At 68.9% G+C, this 18,805-nt stretch carries 21 protein-coding genes; 5 read left to right on the top strand and 16 right to left on the bottom strand.

Translation table 11 applies throughout. The annotated features are described in order from the left end of the window. Positions 1-35 precede the first annotated feature (35 nt). The 5 genes from purD to E7T09_RS02810 are packed head-to-tail and all read right to left on the bottom strand — an operon-like array spanning position 36 to position 3,222. Complete coding sequence (gene purD / locus E7T09_RS02825) at positions 36-1,283, bottom strand: phosphoribosylamine--glycine ligase (RefSeq protein ID WP_136387604.1); 1,248 nt, start codon at positions 1,281-1,283, stop codon at positions 36-38. Then, on the bottom strand, positions 1,283-2,158 hold the full coding sequence (locus tag E7T09_RS02820; protein ID WP_136388450.1) for an MBL fold metallo-hydrolase: 876 nt from the start codon (positions 2,156-2,158) through the stop codon (positions 1,283-1,285). Before E7T09_RS02820 ends, purD begins: the two co-directional genes overlap by 1 nt. A gap of 50 nt (positions 2,159-2,208) precedes the next feature. Continuing rightward, positions 2,209-2,382 (bottom strand): hypothetical protein, encoded by a 174-nt coding sequence (locus tag E7T09_RS21790; RefSeq protein ID WP_168734665.1) that lies wholly within the window; start codon positions 2,380-2,382, stop codon positions 2,209-2,211. A gap of 43 nt (positions 2,383-2,425) precedes the next feature. Further along, a complete protein-coding gene (locus E7T09_RS02815) occupies positions 2,426-2,785 on the bottom strand; it encodes an RNHCP domain-containing protein (protein ID WP_136387603.1) in 360 nt (119 codons plus the stop codon). Then, positions 2,782-3,222, bottom strand: a complete 441-nt coding sequence (locus E7T09_RS02810; protein ID WP_136387602.1) for a hypothetical protein — start codon at positions 3,220-3,222, stop codon at positions 2,782-2,784. Before E7T09_RS02810 ends, E7T09_RS02815 begins: the two co-directional genes overlap by 4 nt. 91 nt (positions 3,223-3,313) lie before the next feature. Between E7T09_RS02810 and E7T09_RS02805 the strand changes: the two genes are divergently transcribed. Beyond that, on the top strand, positions 3,314-3,988 hold the full coding sequence (locus tag E7T09_RS02805; RefSeq protein ID WP_240741581.1) for an MOSC domain-containing protein: 675 nt from the start codon (positions 3,314-3,316) through the stop codon (positions 3,986-3,988). Position 3,989: 1 nt separating this feature from the next. Here the strand turns inward: E7T09_RS02805 and msrA are convergent, their stop codons facing one another. Next, positions 3,990-4,565 carry a peptide-methionine (S)-S-oxide reductase MsrA gene (gene msrA / locus E7T09_RS02800; RefSeq protein WP_136387601.1) on the bottom strand — a complete coding sequence of 192 codons (576 nt, stop codon included), beginning with the start codon at positions 4,563-4,565 and terminating at the stop codon, positions 3,990-3,992. Positions 4,566-4,642: 77 nt separating this feature from the next. Beyond that, positions 4,643-5,392 carry a TSUP family transporter gene (locus tag E7T09_RS02795; RefSeq protein ID WP_136387600.1) on the bottom strand — a complete coding sequence of 250 codons (750 nt, stop codon included), beginning with the start codon at positions 5,390-5,392 and terminating at the stop codon, positions 4,643-4,645. A gap of 228 nt (positions 5,393-5,620) precedes the next feature. Here E7T09_RS02795 and E7T09_RS02790 point away from each other — a divergent pair, with 228 nt between their 5' ends. Genes E7T09_RS02790 through E7T09_RS02780 form a run of 3 tightly spaced genes read left to right on the top strand, consistent with a single transcriptional unit; the run spans position 5,621 to position 8,790 of the window. Then, the gene (locus tag E7T09_RS02790) at positions 5,621-6,730 is read left to right on the top strand and encodes a prephenate dehydrogenase (RefSeq protein ID WP_136387599.1); all 1,110 of its coding nucleotides are present in this window, start codon (positions 5,621-5,623) and stop codon (positions 6,728-6,730) included. A gap of 6 nt (positions 6,731-6,736) precedes the next feature. After that, on the top strand, positions 6,737-7,855 hold the full coding sequence (locus E7T09_RS02785) for an acyltransferase (RefSeq protein WP_136387598.1): 1,119 nt from the start codon (positions 6,737-6,739) through the stop codon (positions 7,853-7,855). A gap of 2 nt (positions 7,856-7,857) precedes the next feature. Next, positions 7,858-8,790, top strand: coding sequence for an alpha/beta hydrolase (locus E7T09_RS02780; protein WP_240741580.1), 933 nt, complete (start codon positions 7,858-7,860; stop codon positions 8,788-8,790). A 69-nt stretch (positions 8,791-8,859) separates the two neighbouring features. Here the strand turns inward: E7T09_RS02780 and E7T09_RS02775 are convergent, their stop codons facing one another. Beyond that, on the bottom strand, positions 8,860-10,689 hold the full coding sequence (locus tag E7T09_RS02775; protein WP_136387597.1) for an arginine--tRNA ligase: 1,830 nt from the start codon (positions 10,687-10,689) through the stop codon (positions 8,860-8,862). A gap of 92 nt (positions 10,690-10,781) precedes the next feature. Between E7T09_RS02775 and E7T09_RS02770 the strand changes: the two genes are divergently transcribed. Further along, positions 10,782-11,423, top strand: a complete 642-nt coding sequence (locus E7T09_RS02770; RefSeq protein ID WP_136387596.1) for a glycosyltransferase family 2 protein — start codon at positions 10,782-10,784, stop codon at positions 11,421-11,423. 18 nt (positions 11,424-11,441) lie between these two features. Here E7T09_RS02770 and E7T09_RS02765 read toward each other — a convergent pair whose 3' ends face one another. From E7T09_RS02765 to E7T09_RS02730, 8 genes are all read right to left on the bottom strand, one after another. Further along, the gene (locus tag E7T09_RS02765) at positions 11,442-12,005 is read right to left on the bottom strand and encodes a hypothetical protein (protein WP_136387595.1); all 564 of its coding nucleotides are present in this window, start codon (positions 12,003-12,005) and stop codon (positions 11,442-11,444) included. A 154-nt stretch (positions 12,006-12,159) separates the two neighbouring features. Next, entirely contained in the window at positions 12,160-12,951 is a 792-nt protein-coding gene (gene proC, locus E7T09_RS02760) for a pyrroline-5-carboxylate reductase (RefSeq protein WP_136387594.1), read from the bottom strand. Positions 12,952-13,061: 110 nt separating this feature from the next. Next, positions 13,062-15,329 carry an HD-GYP domain-containing protein gene (locus E7T09_RS02755; protein WP_136387593.1) on the bottom strand — a complete coding sequence of 756 codons (2,268 nt, stop codon included), beginning with the start codon at positions 15,327-15,329 and terminating at the stop codon, positions 13,062-13,064. A 77-nt stretch (positions 15,330-15,406) separates the two neighbouring features. Further along, positions 15,407-16,273 (bottom strand): lysine biosynthesis protein LysX, encoded by an 867-nt coding sequence (gene lysX, locus E7T09_RS02750; protein WP_136387592.1) that lies wholly within the window; start codon positions 16,271-16,273, stop codon positions 15,407-15,409. A gap of 78 nt (positions 16,274-16,351) precedes the next feature. Beyond that, positions 16,352-16,525 (bottom strand): lysine biosynthesis protein LysW, encoded by a 174-nt coding sequence (gene lysW, locus E7T09_RS02745; protein WP_136387591.1) that lies wholly within the window; start codon positions 16,523-16,525, stop codon positions 16,352-16,354. A 56-nt stretch (positions 16,526-16,581) separates the two neighbouring features. Beyond that, positions 16,582-16,926: a hypothetical protein gene (locus E7T09_RS02740; RefSeq protein WP_168734664.1), complete on the bottom strand. Its 345-nt coding sequence runs from the start codon at positions 16,924-16,926 to the stop codon at positions 16,582-16,584. A gap of 26 nt (positions 16,927-16,952) precedes the next feature. Next, the gene (locus E7T09_RS02735; protein ID WP_136387590.1) at positions 16,953-17,450 is read right to left on the bottom strand and encodes a homoaconitate hydratase; all 498 of its coding nucleotides are present in this window, start codon (positions 17,448-17,450) and stop codon (positions 16,953-16,955) included. Continuing rightward, positions 17,450-18,751, bottom strand: coding sequence for a homoaconitate hydratase family protein (locus E7T09_RS02730; protein ID WP_168734663.1), 1,302 nt, complete (start codon positions 18,749-18,751; stop codon positions 17,450-17,452). Before E7T09_RS02730 ends, E7T09_RS02735 begins: the two co-directional genes overlap by 1 nt. Between the last annotated feature and the right edge of the window lie 54 nt (positions 18,752-18,805).

Here is an 18,805-nt window from a genome sequence, read left to right as displayed (position 1 = left end):
GCTAGCGCGCAGGCGAAGGCGGGTCAAACGGCCAATCAGGCGGGTTCGGGCACCACGCCGATCCGCCCGCCTATGTCCCGCCGCAACTGCGCGCCCGGAAACTCCATCCGGTCGGCCAAGGCGTAGGCGTCGCCCAGCGCGCGGGCCAGGGTGGGCGCAGTGGCGGTCACGGCCAGCACCCGGCCGCCGTGACTGACGAGGCGGGGGCCGTCCAGACGGGTTCCGGCGTGATAGATGACCTGATGCGGCTCCGTGGTGGGCAACGTGAGCGGAATGCCGCGCTCCGGCTCGCCGGGATAGCCGGGGGCAGCGAGGATGATCGTGGCGCTCGCCAGTTCGCTGAAGGTCACCCCGGCCGGGTCGAGGTGGCCCAAGGCCGCGTCCAGCGCGTGCCGGGCCAGGTCAGAGGTGAGCAGGGGCAGCACGGCCTCCGCCTCCGGGTCGCCGAAGCGGGCATTGAATTCAACGACCTTCGGCCCGGTCGGCGTGAGCATCAGGCCCGCGTACAGGACGCCCCGGTACTCCAGTCCCTCGGCGCGCATGCCCGCCAGCGTAGGCTCGATGATCCGCTCGCGGATGGCCAGCATGGTGGCCACATCGACCGGAAAGGGGCAGATGACGCCCATGCCGCCGGTCATGGGCCCGGTATCGCCCTCGAAGATGGTCTTGTGATCCTGACTGGGCGGCGTCAGGGCGTACCGCGTGCCGTCACATAAGGCGAGGATCGTAACCTCCTGGCCGGTCATAAAGTCCTCGACCACGGCCTGGGCACCCTCCTGCGTGAAGATCTCGCGCAGAGCGTGTCCGGCTTCAGCCACGGAATGGGCGATGGTCACGCCCTTCCCGGCCTTCAGACCCGCGTCCTTCACGACAATGGGGAGAGGCAGCGCTTCCACATAGTCAAGCGCCTCGTCCAGAGCAGTGAATGCGCGGTGCTGCGCAGTGGGAATGCTGTGGCGGTTCATGAAGGCCTTGCTCCAGGCCTTGTCGCCCTCCAGGCGGCTCGCGTCCCGCGTAGGGCCGAAGGCGGGAATCCCGACCTGGCGGCACGCGTCCACCACACCTGCCGCGAGGTACGCTTCGGGGCCGACGATGACGACGTCCACCGCCTCAGTCGCGGCCAGAGCGGCGAGCGCCGCCGCGTCCTGGGCGCTGTCCACGACGCGGGCCAGGCTGGCGATGCCGGGGTTGCCGGGCGTACACAGCACCTCATGACCCGCACGGGCGCAGGCATGCACGATGGCGTGCTCGCGGCCCCCGCCACCGATCACCAGGACGCGCATCAGTCGCCCACCGACTGGGGGCGGGCGGCGCGCCGCTGCCAGTAGCGCATCAGGCCCTGCACGCTCATCCACGGGGGACATGCGAAGTCATAGCGGGCGGGGAGGTCCGGGCCCTCGGCCGCGAGTTCGGCCATCAGAGTCGCGCTGAATGCCGCCGAGATGGTCTCGAAGTCCTGCCCGGCGTCCAGTCCGGCCCGGACGCGGCCCGCGTCAATGTCCATGGTGGCCAGCAGGCCGTCCCAGTGGGCAGGTTCCTGGGCATGCGTGCCGAAGTGAGCGAGGTGCAGGCGTTCCACGTCCTGTGCGCGCAGCCCCGATACGCTGTCGCGCCAGCGTTCCAGGTCGATATCCGGCGGAGGCGTGGGGGCGCGGGTGGTCTGGTCGGTGGTGAGGCGCACGCCCGCGACGTCCCCCACGTAGAGTTCCGGTCCGTCGCGGTAGGTGACGTGGTGTACGGCGTGTCCGGGCGTGTACGCCACCTGAATGTGGTGAGTCCCGACTTTCAGGGTCTCGCCACCGTTCAGGATAGTCAGGCGCTCCGGATCGATGGGCCGCATCTCGCCCCACAGCCGCTCCATGTGCTCGCCGTAGATCTGCCGGGCGCTGGCATACAGGCGCTCCGGGCTGGCGAGGTGGGGAGCGCCGCGCTCGTGCACGTAGGCTCGCGCAAAAGGGACGCGCGCCAGGATGGTGCCCGCCGCGCCCGCGTGATCGAAGTGGATGTGGGTCAGCAGCAGGTGCCGCACGTCGTCCAGGGTGGCGCCCAGGCCAGCCAGGCCAGCCTCCAGCGGACCGAGCGTGCTCGTCGGCCCGGTATCCACGACCGCCAGGCCATCGCCGGTGTCGAACACGTAGGACGCGATCACGCCCGGCATCTGCCCGAAGTCCAGGTCGATCAGCTGCGGCTCGCCGCCGGACAGACCCGTCACGCGACCCCCGTCACGCGGGCCAGCGCGAGCAGCAGGGCCGCCGCGTACTGCGCGTAGGCGACCGTGCGCAGCGCCCCGGCGTTCGGAGCGGCTTTCAGCGGCCCCTGACTGAGTACCAGGACGAAGGTCGCGCTGAGCACGATGAAACCGAAAAACACCCACAAGGCCATGCGCGCAGGATACCGTTCCAGCCCTGGCGCCGACCGGGCGGAGTCAGACGGGTGGCCGGGTGCTGATGGCGATCAGGGCGTCCCAGTCGTCTGGCTGGTCGGGATCGTCCAGGGCGGCGCGGTTGCGGCCCACGAAGCCGCATCTGGTGCAGCGATGCACCAGCACCCAGCCCTTCTTCCCGCTCTGCTCGACGGCCACAGGCACCATCAGGCCGTGGCACGTACTGGCGCGGTCGCCGGGCTGGATATCCACATGCAGGCTGTGCAGACAGTGCGGACAGTGGTTGCGGACACTACCGTTGCGCAGCGGGGCGACCTGGCGGCCACAGTGTCCACAGACGAACGCATTGTTGGTGCCCAGTACCGTGAAGCGCCGTCCGCCCTCTCCTCCGCCCGCCGTCACCGGTGCCGTCCCGCACGCTCGGCCCAGCGCCGATCCAGGAAAGCGCGGATGACGGGCGTGCCCACCAGCGCCGTCCCCAGCAGCAGGTAGGCGAGGCCGGCGCCGGTCACCACCCAGCCGGTCGGCCCGGCGGTCGTCGCGAGCATGCCGACCACGAAGACCAGCAGGCCCGCCACCATGCTCAGGCCAACGGTGACGCGCCAGGCCCAGACGTGCCCCCGCCACAGCAAGCCCAGCAACAGGGCCGTGCCACAGGCAGTGACGGTTCCCGATGCCAGGTGTGCCGTCTGCCCGTGCAGCAGCGCCCCCAACGACGGCGTGACGCTCACCGCGTACAGGCCGAGCAAGACCGCCAGGGTCGGCCAGCGCCCCGCCTCGGCCGGAACGTCCCAGCGGCCGGAGTCCGGCGGCGTGGTGGGCAGAGGCGAAGGGCTCATGAACCTATTTCAGCACGGTCAGCGCGGCGGGGCCGGGGCAGACGTCACCTTGAGCACGCACGGGCCGCGAGGCGGCTGTTAGCCTCGTGGTATGACGATTCCTCGGCGGGTGCGGGTGCAGACGGTGCTGGTGGCCCAGCCAGCGACGGTCATGATCGGGTCGAAGGCGACGAAGACTGGAATCCGCAAGCAGCCCCAGCCGGGCCGGGTGGACGTGTTGCCAGCCGGCCTGATAGGAGACCACGTGCTGAACGTCAGGCATCACGGCGGGCCGGATCAGGCCGTATATGTGTACACCCAGCCGGATCTGGACGCCTGGACGGCCTCGCTCGGGACAGCGCCGCAACCCGGCGCATTCGGAGAGAACGTCGTCCTGGACGCCCTGGAATCGGCCGACCTGAGCATCGGTGACCGCCTAGAGTTCATGACCCCGGACGGCACGCCCGGCCTGTCGCTGGAGGTCACGGCTCCCCGCATCCCCTGCGCCACGCTGGCCGCGAACGTGGGCGACCCGGACTTCGTGAAGCGCTTTACGCAGATGCGGCGGCCTGGCGCATATCTGCGTGTGCTCCGCGCGGGCGCCATCGGTGCCGGAGATGTGGCCGCCCTGCGGCCCGGCCCGCCCGGAGCGCCGACCATCGGCGACCTGTTCGACCTTTGGTACGACCGCCATCCCTCCCGCGAGTTCCTGACGTCCCTGCTGGCCTACCCGCTGGCCGTCCGGTTCCGCCGGAACGTCGAGGAGCGGCTCGCCCGGCAGAGGTAGCTCAGGCGCGCAGTTTGTCGCCGTAGTACTTGCGGAGTTTGGCAACCTTCGGGGCAATGACCGCCATGCAGTAGCCCTGGCCCGGATTGCGGGCGTAGTAGTCCTGATGGTAGTCCTCAGCCACGTGGAAGGTGGTGGCCGGTTCGATTGAGGTCACGATGGGCCGGTCGAACACCTGCTCCTTGTCCAGGTTCGCGATGACCTCGCGGGCCTGCCGTTCCTGCTCGGCGTTCAGCGGGAAGATCGCGCTGCGGTACTGCGTGCCGGTATCCGCCCCCTGGCGGTTGAGGCTGGTGGGATCGTGCGTGGCGAAGAACAGGCCCAGCAGATCCTCGTAACTGACCTGGGCAGGGTCGAAGGTCACGCGCACAGCCTCGGCGTGGCCGGTCGTGCCCGTGCACACGCTGCGGTAATCGGGCTTGGCCACGTGCCCGCCGATGTAGCCGCTCTCGACGGTGGCGACGCCGCGGACGTCCTTCATGACGGCCTCGGTGCACCAGAAACAACCGCCGGCGAGGATCGCATGCGAGAAGGCCGAGGTCGAGGGATCACCAGTCGGAGTGGAGGTCTGGGTCATATGGGTATTGTGGCGGGCGGGTGGGCGGGCAGCCAGGAGAGCCGTGACTTTCGGAAAGGTTCATCCGCGGGCCAGCCTCAGAAGAACAGCAGGCGGGCAGCCACCAGAACCACGATCACCGCGTACATCCACTTCACGAAGGCGCTGCCGCGCAGCATTGCCATCCGCGCTCCGACCACCGCGCCCAGGGCATTCGCGACGCCCATCGGCAGGCCGATCCAGAACACCATCTGCCCGCCGATCAGGAAGGCGATGAACGCGCCCAGGTTCGTCGCGAAGTTGATGGCGCGGGCATTCCCGCTGGATCGCACGAGGTTGAAGCCCGAGAGCGCGAACAGGAACATCAGGAAGGTGCCGGTGCCCGGCCCGAGGAAGCCGTCGTACACACCCACGATGAAGGCACCAGGAATGGTCAGGGCCAGGACGCGAGCGGTGAGGCCGGGGTAGCGGTCGTCCAGGCCGAAGCGTTTGTTCACCAGCACCAGGAGGCCCACGCCCAGGATCACCACGGCGACCAGCGTCCGGAACGCGGCCGGATCAATGAAGCGCACCAGCAGGGCCCCCAGCCCACTGCCCGCCAGGGCGAGCGGCACCAGCCGGCCCACCAGCGGCCACTCGATATGCCCTTTGCGGGCGTACTGTACGGTGGAGCTCCCAGAGCCGAAAATACCCAGAAGTTTATTGGTCGCCACCACCTGTGCGGGCGTGAGACCCATCAGGAACAAGGTGGGAAGCGTGATGGTGCCTCCCCCACCCGCCACGGCGTCGATAAAGCCTGCCAGGAAGGCCAGAGGCAGACCGTAGAGCAGGACATCGGGGCCGGGCACGGTCCGGACTCTAGCAGGACGCGGCCTGATAGGGATCATTCCATGCAGGCCGCGACTGAAAGGGAGCACAGGGCATGGTCTTCCCGGCGTGCCCGCCTCCAACTGCCTTCCCCGTGGTTCCCATGGCCGAGCTCCGAGGCGTCACCTGTGGCGATCTGAACGGCGTGCTGGCGTCAGTGTCTGAATCTGCGAGAAAATGAGAAGAAAACGCGTGGTAGCCTCGCGATCATGACCGCCGACGCCGCGCCCGTGACGCCCGCCCCGCTGTTCGGCACCGCCGTCGTGGCGGGGGTGGGCCTGATCGGCGGCAGCGTCGCGCTGGGCCTGAGGCAGCGCTTCCTGGCGCGGCGCGTGATCGGCCTGGACGCCAGCATGGACGTGCTGCGCGAGGCCGAGGCGCTGGGCGTGGTGGACGAAGTGCGCACCGCGCCCGGCGAGTGGCTGCAGGGTGCAGATCTGGTGATCCTCGCCGCCCCGATGAGGGCATTGATTCCCCTGGCCCGCGAACTCGCTCCATTCCTGAACCCGGCCGCGCTGGTGACGGATGTGGGCAGCGTGAAGGGCGGCATTGCCGCCGAGATGGAGCGGCTCGGCGTGCGGGCTTTCGTGGCCGGACACCCCATGGCCGGCAGCGAGCGTGGCGGCGTGGCCCACGCGAATGCCTCACTGCTGGAGAACGCCGTGTGGGTGCTCACACCGACCGAGTCCACGCCCCTGACGGCGCTGAGCCGCGCCCGACTGCTGGTGGAACACCTGGGGGCCGCGCCCGTCGTGATGCCGCCGGAAGCGCACGACGCGCTGGTCGCCACCATCAGCCATCTGCCGTACCTGGCGAGTCTGGCCATGACCCACATGGTCGCCCGCGACGAACGCCTGAGTCTGCTGGCCGCCGGTGGGTTCCGCGACCTGACGCGCGTGGCGAGCGGCGACCCTCGCATGAGCCGGGACATGGTCGTCGAGAACAAGGACGCGCTCAAGGGCGCCCTGGCCCGCTTCCGCAAGCAGCTGGAGCGCCTGGAAGCCGATCTCGAGGATCCAGAGGAACTGCTGGCCGCCGCGCTGGAGGGCAAACGCACGCGTGACAGCCTGCCGGTCGTGAAACGCAGCCTGCTGCCCGCCAAGTTCGATCTGGTGGTGGCCGTGCCGGACAAGCCCAACCAGATCGGGGCGGTCACGCAGGCGCTCGGGGCGGCCAGCGTGAACATCAAGGATATCGAGGTGCTCGCCATCCGCGAGGAAGGTGGCGCCCTCAGACTAGGCCTGGAAAGTCCCGAGGAAGTGCAGCGGGCGGCGACCCTGCTGCGCGCCGCGGGCTTCGAGGTTCGCGGGAGAGGCTGAGGCGTCATGACGGTTCACCCACTTGGCCGACCACTGACTGCCCCTGCAGCACAGGCACCCGCCCGCGTCGTGCGGCGGCGTCCGTCCGCGCGGGCCAGCGTGGACACCTTCCGGGGGCTGACGATCCTGGAAGTCATCATCCACCACTCGACCGGCGTGGCCCTGCGGCACCTCCAGCCGGGAACGGCTCCTTACCTCGCGGCCGAGATCATCAACCGCACGCTGCACTTCGCGGTGCCCGCCTTCGTGTTCCTGTCGGCGCTGGTGCTAACCCGCAGCCTGCTGCGGCGGTACAACCTGCGACGCTACGCGTTCCGGCGCACCCTGCGCGCCGCGTGGCCGTACGTGCTGTGGACTACGCTGTACGCCCTGTGGTACATCTGGACCGGGCAGCGTGATGCGCAGTCGCTTCAAGACCCGGCACAGTGGCGTTCGTGGCTGCTGTACGGGAAGGCGAGCTTCCACCTGTACTTCCTGCTGGTGGCCCTGGAGGTGTATGCCGTGCTGCCGCTGCTGGTGCTGGTGGCCCGGCGCCGCCCGCGCATCACGGACACGCTGCTGGTCGGTATTCCGTTGCAGATCGGGATCTATTTCCTGAACCGCTACGTGCTGCATCTGCATTACCCCACCAGCAGCGTCCTGTGGTACATCCTGCCGCTGCTGCTGGGCGTGTCGGTCGGGTCGCGCCTGCGCGAATTCCCGCAGTGGTGGCTGGAGCACCGCTGGGTGCTGCTGGCGCTGACCGTGGCCGTGTTCGCCATCTACCTGCCCGAGGCGCTGAGGTTCCTGCGCACGGGTCACGCCACACCGGTGCTGTTCGACGCACTCACCTGGGCCTACACCACCCTGGTCGCCCTGAACCTGCTGGGCCTGGTATGGCGCATGCAGCTCAATCCGGGCCTGCTGCAACGCTGGCTGGCCCGGCTGGGCATCGTCAGCCTTCAGGTGTACCTGCTGCATCCGGCCGTGCTGCAATTTCTGGAGGGCTGGAACCCGCCGCACGGTTCGGCCGCACAGGTCATGACCACCCTCGGCGTCTACCTGATGATCGCCGTGCTGATTCCCGCCCTCCTGGCCCACATGGTTCGGCGCACGCCCGTCAGCCTGCTGCTGTTCGGACGGTAGGGATGAACATCCGGCTCCACTCCCTGCACGACTACCCTGCTGGCTGGACGTCACCGCGCCCACCGTCAAGGGCTAGGCTGCCTGCCTTCCTGTCGGCCCTGCTGGTGGGCAGCCTGGCCCTGAGTGGCACCACCTCCGGCGACGCTGTGGCCAGCCCCGCCCCAGTGAGGGTCACCGTGCCGGTCGGACGCTGGGTCAGGCAGAACACGACCGGCGGCGCGTCGTACCTGCAGATCCCCGCCGCGTGCGCTGCCCGCCCCTGCCCGCTGGTGATCGTGTCCCATCCCCGCGCCCAGACAGCCGAACGCATGCGCGACAGTCCACAGGTGGGCGTCCTGATCCATGCGCTGCTCGGGGCGAACTTTGCCGTTCTGCTGAGCGGCGACGGCGGCCCCAACAGCTGGGGCAGTGCCAATGCCCTGTACACGTCGGCCTCCGCGCACCTGGCCGCCATCCGCTCGTACCCATGGAATGGCCACACCTACGCCCTGGGCCTGAGCATGGGGGGCCTGCTCGCCCTGCGCAGCGCCCTGCCCGGCGCGCCCTACGAGGTGCGCGGCGTGGCCCTGATCGACGCGTGGGTGAACCTGATGGGCGCGTGGAAGTCCGCCCCGTCGCGGCGCACCGAGATCAGGGCGGCCTACGGCCTGACCACCCTGACCGTGAGCGCCCCTAAGGTCTCCGACTACGACCCGCTGCACCTGACGGCGCTGGTGCCGCCCCTGCCCCTGTTCATCGTCAGCAGTCCCGATGACAAGGTCGTGCCCGCCGTCACGAACGCACAGCGCCTCACCAGCTACGCCGAACCCGGCCTGAGCGATGTGGTCACGCTGAGCGGCGCGCACATGGGCGGCAACCGCTTCAGTCCTGCCGTGGCCGCGCGGCTGGTCGCCTTCCTGCAACGGCTGGAAAAGCTCGCCGAAGCGCGCCAGTAAGCGCGAAGTGCAGGGAAGGCGTGGCCAACCATCTCCTTCTCTAACAATCAGGAATCCTGTGGCCTCGATTTACATCGCGGCTGGAATCTCGATGCCGATCAGCTCCAGGGTCTCCTCGAAGGCCTGACGCAAGCGGCCGACCAGGGCGAGCCGCGCCTCACGCAGGCCGGGCTCCGACAGCAGGACGTTCGTGGCGGGTTTGCCCTGCCGGTCTTTCGCGTTGTACCAGGCGTTGAAACTCGTGGCCAGATCCAGGGCGTACTGCGCGACCCCGTGCGGGGAGTGGGCCTTCACGGCCTGCGCCACGACCTCCGGGAGCTTGGCGACCTGCTTGGCCAGCGTCAGGTCGAGGTCGGGCACGGCCTCCCAGTCGGCGCCGGTGCCGTCGATCGCATGGCCCGCCTCCTGCGCCTTGCGGAGGATGTTCGCGGCCCGCACCGCCGCGTACTGGATATACGGGGCCGTGTCACCGTTCAGGGCGCTGGCCTTCTCGAGGTCGAAATCGAAGGAGCGGCTAGGCTCGTTGCGGAGCATGGCGAAGCGCAGGGCGCCCACACCGATGCGCCGGGCAATCTCCTGGGCATCGGCCCGCTGTGCCAGTTCCGGGTTCTTTGCGCTGAGTTCCGCGAAGCCCCGGCGGCTGGCTTCCTCCAGCGCTCCGTCCACGGGGAGGGTGATGCCCTTGCGGCCGCTGATGGTCTGGCCGTTCAGGTTCACGAACTCGTAGCTGAGGTGCACGCTGCGCTCTTCTTTCTCAAGCTGCCCGGCGACCCCCAGGCTGCTCTTCACGAGCAGTTGCGGGTGCTTCTGGCGGGAGTCGATCACGTTGATCACCTCGGCCGCGTGCCCGAAGCGGCGGTCGGTGTCGGGCTCGCCGTCCGGGGCGCTCGTCCAGATGGCCCGGCCGTCCGGAGCGGTCATGAACGGCTTGAAGCGCATGCCCTCAAACAGACCGAATTTCCAGAACTGGTACCCGATGTCCTTGGCCACGTACATGGCCGTGCCGTCGGAGCGCCGCAGCACCACGTTCGGCTCCTCCAGACCCGGCATGAACGACGAGACGTCCATCACGAACGCCCCGGCGAACTTGCCGCTGTCCGGGTGCGCCGTGTACTCGCTGCCTTCCAGGATGTTCATGGCCTGCGTCAAGAAGCCGCTGCCCACCACGTCCGATTCCCACACCAGCAGGTCGTAGGTCGCGCCCACGCGGAAGCACGTTTCCAGCTGGGCCTTCACCGTCTGCTCGACCAGGGGGCGCAGGGCTCCGACCTCCAGCTTGTGCATGACCTCGCGGATGCCGGGTTCCAGCTCAGGCTTGACCGGATCGGCGTTCAGGCGCACGTAGCCCTCGCCCAGCCAGTGGTCGTACTTCTGCTCTCCATCCCAGGTGCGGCCGTAATGCTCCATGGCATACAGCGACTCGGCCGCCTGCCGACCGGTGTCGTCAATGTAGTTCTGCACTTCTACCGTGTGTCCCGCCGCACGGAAGATGCGGGCCATCGAGTCGCCCAGCACGACGTTGCGGAGGTGACCCACGTGCAGTTCCTTGTTCGGGTTCACGCTGGTGTGCTCGATCACGACCTTGCCGCTCAGCGCGGGCATCTCGAAGGGCCGCTCCACGACGCCCTGCACGAAGACCCCGCCATCCAGAAAGAAATTCAGGAAAGGCCCGGCCGCCTGGGCCCGCTTGAAGCCCGCTGGCAGCACGACGGTCTGGGCGAGCTGAGCGGCGATCTGCGCGGGGTTGCCCCCGCCGGACTTGGCCATCTGGAAGGCGGCGGGCGTACCGTAATCGCCGGGTTTGCTGGCCGGCGTTTCCTGAATGGCGGCGTCCACGGGCATCCCGAGCTGCGCTGCTGCGTCGTCGACCGCCTGTTTGAGTTGTGCCTTGAGATCCATAACACCGGAGTGTACGACGCCAACCGTGCTGTACCGCCGCCTCCCCCTGCATGGCGCGCCGGTTCCGACCAGGATCGCTTACCATGATCGGCATGCCCGGCAGCCCCGACGCGAGGATTGCGGTCGTGATTCCGGCCTTCAATGAGGAAGGCACGGTCGGTGAGGTCGTGCGGGTCGCGCGGGAATTTACGCCGGACGTGATCGTGGCCTCCGACGGCAGCTCAGACCGCACGGCGGAGGTGGCCCGCACGGCCGGGGCCACAGTCGTGGAACTCATGGAGAACGGTGGGAAGGGCCGGGCGCTGGGTGCCGCGCTGGACGCGACAGACGCGCCGTTCATCGTGATGCTCGACGCCGACCTCACGGGCCTGACCACTGGGCATCTGGACGCGCTGGTGCGGCCCGTGGTCGACGGGAGCCTGGATATGAGCATCGGCGTGTTTGAGGGCGGCGGCTTCGTGACGGACTGGGGGAACAAACTGACGCCCCACCTGAGCGGGCAGCGGGTCGCGCGGCGGGACTGGCTGCTGGGCGTTCCCCACCTGACGGATGAACGCTGGCCGGAACCGGCGATCACCGCCCACCTCAAAGGCACGGGGGCGCGCTGGGACTACATCGAGCTGCCGAACGTGGCCCAGGTGGTGAAGGAAAAGAAGCGCGGCTTCTGGAAGGGGGCCGGAGCCCGCACCCGGATGTACGCGCAGCTCCTCACCTACCGCGCCAGACGCAAGTAGGCCCGCCGGGCCAGGGGGTCAGCGTTGTAGGTCGATGAGGGTGCCGTCGGCCGTCTGGTACCGCACAATCCCCAGTGTGGGCACGAAGTAGGTGATCTGGGTGGACACCTTGCCGCCCTGGGTGGTGTCGGTGCGGATGGTGAGCGCATTGAAGGTGCCGGCCGCCAGCTTGAGGGCGCTCATCCCGGTCACCTGGCTGCGGAGGGTCAGGGCGCTGTTGCCGCTCGTCCAGCTCATGCCGGGCTGGAGGGGGCCGGGCGGGTAGACGGTCAGGGGTGTGGTGAACCACGCGAGCCGCCCGCCCGCATTCACGCCCCGCAGCCACACGCTGCCGTCCGGCCGGACTTCGAGCAGATCCTGCGTATAGGTCGTGCTCCCGTACTGGTGGCTGACCGGCGTGACCGTCACACCCTTGTGCACCACAGCCGGGCCGACGACCTGCATCTCGCCGCTGGAGTACGTCCAGTGGGTGCCGGCGGCGTACGGGTAGTATCCGGCTGGCGTGATTCCCAGCGCCGGAGCCGCGCTCAGCAGCAGCAGGAACAGGCCACGCTGGAGCCGTGAGGTACGGAAGGCAGTCATAACTGGCGGAGTGTACGGTTCTTCACGTCACAGCCGTCTGACGTCATGAAGGGCGCGGCGGAACCTTCCGCCGATGTGCGACTGACGCGGCCCGGGTCAGGCACGGCCGTCGCTGCTCACGTGCCGACCACCGCAGGCTGGACGGCGCTCACCGCTATTCCTGATCGTGGCCGAGTTCCGTGCCGCGCCGGGTGGCCGCCACGACCGCTTGGATCAGGCCGCCGCGCACGCCCGCCGCCTCCAGCGCTTCCAGACCGGCGATGGTTGTCCCGCCGGGGCTGGCAACCTCGTCCTTGAGCATGGCGGGGTGCGCGCGGCGCTGGAGCAGTTCACCGGTGGATACCAGCAGTTTCGCGGCGAGTTCGTTGGCCAGCGGGCGCGGCAGGCCCATGCGCACCCCGCCGTCTGCCAGGGCCTCGGCCACCACGGCGGCGTACGCGGGACCGCTGGCGCTCATCCCCGTGAACGCGTTGAAGAGGTGCTCCGGGAGGTCATAGGCGTCCCCGACCGCGCCGAACACGGTCAGTGCGAAGGCGAGATCGCCCGCCTCCTGGGCCTCGCGCGGGCCGGTGATGGCCGTCTGGCTGCGCCCGATCGTGGCGGCGAGGTTCGGCATGACCCGCACGACCCGCTGCGTGCCGAGCCGCCGCACCAGGGTCGCCACGCTGACGCCCGCCATGGTGCTGATGTACCCGACATTCTCCAGGGCGAGCCACTCGCAGACCTCGGGGAACACCCTGGGTTGCAGCGCGACCAGGATGCGCTCGGCCCCGCCCAGTTGGGCGCGCGTGATCACCCTGGCCCCGGTGTGTCCGGCGATCTCCCCGGCGCGGGTGGTGTTGGCGTCCAGCAGGCCGATCTCGCTGGCCGGAATCACGCCGCGTGCGGTGACGCCCTCCAGCAGGGCCAGTCCGAGTTTCCCGACACCGACGATCGCGAGCTTCATGCCCGGCAGTATAGGGGCGCCCAGGTGCGCGTCCCGGCGGGCCTGATTCGCAGATGTGCAGACGTCGGGAGCGCGGCCGGGACGGCGCGCGTCTGCGCTCCGGTCACGGCTCAGTCGGCAGACAGTCCGGCCAGGACATCCATGCCGTCATCGCCGCTGAGGTCACCGCGCCGCACCATCTCGATGAACACCCGCGTGAGTTTCGGGTCGAGCGCCTGACCCGCCAGGTTCGCCAGTTCCACCAGGCTCTGCTCCTGCGTCCATGAGGGCTTGTACGTCCGCGTGCTCGTCAGGGCGTCGTACACGTCCACCACGGAGAACACCCGGGCCAGCAGGGGGATGCCGTCGCCGCGCAGACCATCCGGGTGGCCGCTTCCGTCCCAGCGTTCATGGTGCGAGCGGACGATCTCCAGCACGCCCTCGGGAACCAGGGCCTGTTCGCGCAGCAGGGCCTCGCCGATAAGCACGTGCTCGTGCATCTGGCCGCGTTCGCTGGTGCTCAGCGGGCCGTCCTTGTGCAGCACGGCGTCCGGAATGGCGATCTTGCCAATGTCGTGCAGGTACGCTCCCCAGCGCAGAATCGTGAGCTGCGCGGAGGTCAGGTCGAGTTGCAGGCCGAGCTTGAGGGCGAGGCTGGTCACGCGATCCGTATGGCCCTTGGTCTCGAAACTGCGGTATTCCAGAAGGCGGCCCAGAATTCGGAAGGTCTGTTCGCGCGCCCGGGACAGCTGCCGGAGCGACAGCTGTCGTTCGGCCGCCTGACCGACCTGCTGGGCAAGCACGGCCAGCAGCGTGGGCAGTTGCGCGTCGGCGCGAGCGTCCTCGGGGCCGTTGCCGACGACGAGCACGCCGGACACGCGTTCGCCGCCGGCCGTACGCACCGGCGCGAGCGACAGGCGTTGCAGGGGGGCGGGCAACAGCGGATGCGGCGCGCTGAGACTGAGCCCCTCGGCCCGGCCCACGGTATGCCAGAAGGCCGCGACGACCGACTGCAGCACGCTGGGCCTGGGATGGTCGAGGTCGGAGCCAATGCGCAGCACGCTGCTCAGCGTAACGATCCCACTGGAACCGTTGGGCTCCTGGCCGCCCTTGACGGCCAGGTAGGCCCCCCACGCGCCGTGGCCGGAGGGCGCGAGGTACCTTAATCCCTGCCCAGCCACCGCCGATGGTGCCTCGAGGTCGCCGAGCTGCTGCAACAGGGACAGCACGCTGCGCGGCTCTGATCGCGAGGTCGCCGCCGGCTCCAGAGCGGGGGGCGTCGCCCAGCCGTGCAGGTGCACGGGATGGCGGGCGGCCTCCAGCAGGGCGTCCAGCACGGTGGGGCGCAGGAACCAGGGGCGGCGGCTGAGCTGAAAGACCCAGGCGCCACGGCGCGTGCCCTGGGCGGGCAATGGCACGATCAGCACCGGGGCCTGATCGGCTGGCATAACCGCGTAGCTGGGCCGGGGATCGCCGTCCTCGGCCAGACGCGCAAGCACCTGCTGCCGGAGGAGTTCCGTGATCCAGCCGCCGTAGATCTCAGGTGCGGCGCGGTTGCCGGAATTCGACGTGATCAGCGTGCCGGCCTGCGCGTGCAGGAGCCGGGTGGCGGCGTAGATCGCCGCTTCCGGCGGGGCGTCCCCGCTCACGACGGACAGGACGGCGCGCTGCAGATCCACGACGCGCTGCGCCGACTGGTCCCGGCGGCGCACCTCATGTCTCAGTCGGGCACGCTGCGCCACCTGGGTGAGCATCCAGGCGGCCATGTGGACGGCGGGCCGGGCCTCTTCCGGGGGAATGGCGAGGGTCATCCGGCCCACGGGATCGTCCGGCGTGCCCAGCAGGAGCGCGTGCGGTTCGAGAACCGGCGGCGCATCTCCCAGGAGCAACTGGTGAAGGCTGATGCCGTCGGTGACCTCCACACCCAGCACCCCGCCCGCCTGAAGGGAGGGACCGGCGGCACTCAGGGCGTCCTCGGGGCTGAGGGTCATCCAGTCCAGAACCTCCGCCGTGATGGCGTCCGGCGTGGCTGCGCATGGCTCCGTCGGAGACACAGGCTTGGCCCGTTCCCAGCTCAGGCAGAGCCAGGAGTCGGCTGGGGCGCCGCGGTGCAGGATCGCCGTATCGACCAGGGTAGCGTCGGGCCGCAACCGGGTGGAGGTGGACAGCAGGTGCGGGATGCCCCAGCGGGCCCCGAGCACCGTATCGAGCGGCACGCCGTTCAGCCGGGTATGGGCCGCGTGGGCGGCCGCCGCCTCGGTGTCCGGGTGCAACTCGAGGTCTCCGTCCACTCCCAGGCGCAGGCGCACGAACCAGGACCCGCCGCCCACCGCGATGGACGGCCTGGTGACCCGGTCGCCCGGCTGCCCTGTGTGCCCTGAGTCGTTCTCGCCGGCCACCGTCCTGTCCTCCTCAGCGCATGTGCCTGCGTGCAGTGTACGGGTCAGGGTGCCACGCCGAAAGTGCAATCCTCAGGTCAACCCAGCAGGGTGATCGCGTACTCGCCCATGCGGCGGGGGATATTCACACCGGTGGTGCTCACGGAATTCTTGAATTCCATGGTGTGGTTGATCTCGATGACGAGCAGCCCGCCCCAGTCGTTGCTCGCGTGGGGATCCTCGACGAGGTCGATGGCGACGATCTGTCCGTCCACAGCGGCGGCCGACCGCTGCGCGAGATCGGCGATTTCGGACGTGACCGGGCAGTTGCTGGCCTTCGCACCCCGGGCGGTGTTCGTGATCCAGTGCTCGGAGGTGCGGTAGATGGCACCGATGCACTCGCCCCCGACGACGAAGGCGCGGATGTCGCGCTGGGGCTTATCGACCAGGGCCTGCACGTAGAAGATGCCGTGCGCGGGGCCGCCCAGCACCTCCTTGTGCTCGATGATGGCCTCGGCGGCGGCGCGGTCGTTCAGGCGGCTGACCATGCGGCCCCACGAGCCCACGGTGGGCTTGAGCACCACCGGGTAGCCCATGTCCCCGATGAGTTCCAGCGCCGCGTCGCCGTCGAAGGCGACGCCGGTGCGGGGGGTAGGCAGCCCGGCCGCGTGCAGGGCGGCGTTCGTGGCCAGTTTGTCACCGCACAGTTCGATGACGTGGGCCGGGTTGATGACCTTGACGCCGAAGCCTTCCAGTGCGCGCGTGACGGCGTGTCCCCGCGTCTGGCTGACGCAGCGTTCGATGGCGACCTTCCACGGCACCTGCGCCTTACCGGCGTCATCGAAGGTGAGTTTCAGCTGCGGGACGTACACCTTGTCGTAGGGCACGCCGAGGTCGTCGAGGGCCTCGAAGAGCATCTTTTCGTCGGGGCGGATGCGGTCGTACAGGACAGCGAGGTCGGCCATGCGGGTCTCCGGGGCGATGCCTCAGCAATCAGCGGTCAGCCGGGCAGAACCCTGGGCTGACCGCTGAAGGCCGGGGGCTTACTCGCCCCAGTCCTCCGCTTCGTTGGGCGCGGCTTCCAGGCGGGGCGGATCGACGGACACGACCTCGTACTCCACGCCCGTCTCGTCGTCGATGACGAGTTCGCCGAGTTCAGGGTTGGTCAGTTCGATGGTCGCGCCGGTATCAGGGTTTTCAAATTGAATGACAGACATGATTACTCCTTGCGTTTGACAGGTTAACGGCTCTGAACTTTATCGCGTGAAATCAGCTAGACAGCAGATTCACCATCGGCCGCAAACTCCAGCTCAATCCGGGCCTGACAGTGCGGGCAGGGCACGATACTCACCTCCACGCCATCGGCCCCCGTGGCCACCGGCGCCGCCGCCACCATCTCCTCGGTCACCTCGAACTCCTCCCCGCAGTTCGGGCAGGTGGTCAGCACCCCCATCAGTTCCAGTTCGAAGTCCTCGCCGCCTCCGTTGCGGGTCACTTCCATCTCGGCATTGCAGGAATCGCAGACGATCACGTCGCCCACCTGCAACCCGGCCCGGTCGTCCTCGCTCAGCTCCAGCACCTCGAAGCACACGGGGCATTCCACTTCCAGCGTCGCCATGCCCTCAGTTTAGGGGCTGGGCCACATCAGGGAGCGGGCTCGCCGGGAAAGCGGCCGTGCTTCTTGAAGAAGGCCAGGATGCTTCCCTCGGCGAGGGCCTCGCGCAGAAACTCCGGCGGAGGCGGCAACTGCACCGTGCCGCCCGCAGACGTCAGCACGCCAGTGTTCACGTCCAGCGACACTTCGTCGCCATCATCCAGCAGCCCGGTCAGGTCGAACTCAAAGGCCGGAATACCCAGGTTCAGCAGGTTGCGGTAATGGATGCGCGCGAACGTGGGGGCCACGATCCCACCGATCTGGAGTTTCTTCAGGGCCACCGGCGCGTACTCGCGGCTGGAGCCCAGGCCCCAGTTCCGACCACCGATCAGGACATCCCCTGGCCGCACTTGTGAGGCGAACTCCGGACGGATGTAGTGGAACGCGAAGGTCTGGAACACGTCTTCACCCGCCATGAACGGCGCGAACTTGCCAGGCAGGATGTCGTCGGTGTTGACCGAATCGCCGAACTTCCAGATTCTGGGCATCAGCGCCCTCCTGCCGACGCCGCCACCCCGACGGCCGGCACATCCTGGGGCAGCGCCACGCGACCCATCACTGCCGTGGCCGCCGCCACCGCCGGGCTCGCCAGATAGATCTTCGCGTCCTTGTCACCCATGCGGCCGATGAAGTTGCGGTTGCTGGTGCTCACACAGACCTCGCCGGGCGCGAGCACGCCCTGGTGGCGGCCCATGCACGGCCCGCACCCCGGCGTGCCCAGCACGGCCCCGGCCCGCTGGAGGGTCAGGAGGGTACCGTCGGCCATGGCCTGCTCCATGACCTCGCTGCTGGCCGGAATGACCAGCAGGCGCGTCCCCGCCGCGACCCGCTGCCCCCGCAGGACGTCAGCAGCCGCGTGCAGGTCCTCGATGCGCCCGTTCGTGCAGGTTCCGATGAACACCTGATCCACGGGCGTGTCCCGCAGCTGGTCGCGCAACTCGGCCACGTTGTAGACGTTGTCCACCTCGTTCGGGGCCGACATCCGGGGGTGCAGGGCGGAGAGGTCGATCTCGATGGCCCGGACGTAGGTGGCACCCTCGTCCGGGTAGATCCACTCGGGCACGTCGTAGCCGTACTCCGTGAGGATCTCGCCACCGGGCACGACCAGACCGGCCTTTGCGCCCGCCTCCACGCACAGGTTGGCGAGGGTCATGCGCTCGCCGCGCGTGAAGCGGTCACCGGGGTGCATCTCGATGCTCTGGTAGGTGGCTCCGTCGGCGCCGAGGCGACCGATCATCTCCAGCGCGACGTCTTTCGCGGCCACATCGGGGCGCAGAGTGCCCGTGAACGTCACCTTGACGCTCTCGGGCACCTTCAGCCACGTCTTGCCACTCGCGGCGGCCAGGGCGATGTCGGTCGCGCCCATGCCGGTGCCGAAGGCCGCCACCGCGCCGTAGGTGGTGGAGTGGCTGTCGCTGCCCAGCACGATCCAGCCGGGCCGGGCGAGGCCCTCTTCCATCAGCACCTGGTGGCAGATGCCTCGCCCGACGTCGAACAGGCGGACGCCCGTCTGTGCCGCATATTCGCGCGCTTCCTTCTGGGCCTGGGCCACGCTGACGGTGCTGGCGGGCGCGACGTGGTCGATCACGATGCTGACGCGCTCCGGGAACTTCGGGGTGGCGTCCAGATCGCGCTGCATGCGCTCGATGAAACTCTGGGCGATGGAATCCACGACCATGACCTGATCGACCTCGACCACCGCGAGGTCACCGGCGTACACCACGTGGTCGCCGCGCTGCGACAGGATTTTCTCCGCCATGGTCTGCGGGCGGTGCGCTGGGTCACTCATAGGTCGCATTCTGCGCGTTCAGGGCCGTGGCGGCGTGAGCTTGACTGGAATTGA

Source organism: Deinococcus sp. KSM4-11 (assembly GCF_004801415.1).
Taxonomy (GTDB): Bacteria; Deinococcota; Deinococci; order Deinococcales; family Deinococcaceae; genus Deinococcus.
This window is presented reverse-complemented; position numbering and strand designations above follow the sequence as displayed.

Bases quoted from the DNA above. Each gene is read 5' to 3' on its own strand.
- E7T09_RS02775 (WP_136387597.1), bottom strand. From the start codon at position 10,689: ATGGATCTCAAGGCACAACTCAAACAGGCGGTCGACGACGCAGCAGCG.
- E7T09_RS02735 (WP_136387590.1), bottom strand. From the start codon at position 17,450: ATGCCCAGAATCTGGAAGTTCGGCGATTCGGTCAACACCGACGACATC.
- proC (WP_136387594.1), bottom strand. From the start codon at position 12,951: ATGAAGCTCGCGATCGTCGGTGTCGGGAAACTCGGACTGGCCCTGCTG.
- E7T09_RS02780 (WP_240741580.1), top strand. From the start codon at position 7,858: ATGAACATCCGGCTCCACTCCCTGCACGACTACCCTGCTGGCTGGACG.
- E7T09_RS02740 (WP_168734664.1), bottom strand. From the start codon at position 16,926: ATGGCGACGCTGGAAGTGGAATGCCCCGTGTGCTTCGAGGTGCTGGAG.
- lysX (WP_136387592.1), bottom strand. From the start codon at position 16,273: ATGGCCGACCTCGCTGTCCTGTACGACCGCATCCGCCCCGACGAAAAG.
- E7T09_RS21790 (WP_168734665.1), bottom strand. From the start codon at position 2,382: ATGGCCTTGTGGGTGTTTTTCGGTTTCATCGTGCTCAGCGCGACCTTC.
- E7T09_RS02805 (WP_240741581.1), top strand. From the start codon at position 3,314: ATGACGATTCCTCGGCGGGTGCGGGTGCAGACGGTGCTGGTGGCCCAG.
- lysW (WP_136387591.1), bottom strand. From the start codon at position 16,525: ATGTCTGTCATTCAATTTGAAAACCCTGATACCGGCGCGACCATCGAA.
- E7T09_RS02730 (WP_168734663.1), bottom strand. From the start codon at position 18,751: ATGAGTGACCCAGCGCACCGCCCGCAGACCATGGCGGAGAAAATCCTG.
- E7T09_RS02790 (WP_136387599.1), top strand. From the start codon at position 5,621: ATGACCGCCGACGCCGCGCCCGTGACGCCCGCCCCGCTGTTCGGCACC.
- purD (WP_136387604.1), bottom strand. From the start codon at position 1,283: ATGCGCGTCCTGGTGATCGGTGGCGGGGGCCGCGAGCACGCCATCGTG.
- msrA (WP_136387601.1), bottom strand. From the start codon at position 4,565: ATGACCCAGACCTCCACTCCGACTGGTGATCCCTCGACCTCGGCCTTC.
- E7T09_RS02820 (WP_136388450.1), bottom strand. From the start codon at position 2,158: ATGCCGGGCGTGATCGCGTCCTACGTGTTCGACACCGGCGATGGCCTG.
- E7T09_RS02770 (WP_136387596.1), top strand. From the start codon at position 10,782: ATGCCCGGCAGCCCCGACGCGAGGATTGCGGTCGTGATTCCGGCCTTC.
- E7T09_RS02785 (WP_136387598.1), top strand. From the start codon at position 6,737: ATGACGGTTCACCCACTTGGCCGACCACTGACTGCCCCTGCAGCACAG.
- E7T09_RS02810 (WP_136387602.1), bottom strand. From the start codon at position 3,222: ATGAGCCCTTCGCCTCTGCCCACCACGCCGCCGGACTCCGGCCGCTGG.
- E7T09_RS02765 (WP_136387595.1), bottom strand. From the start codon at position 12,005: ATGACTGCCTTCCGTACCTCACGGCTCCAGCGTGGCCTGTTCCTGCTG.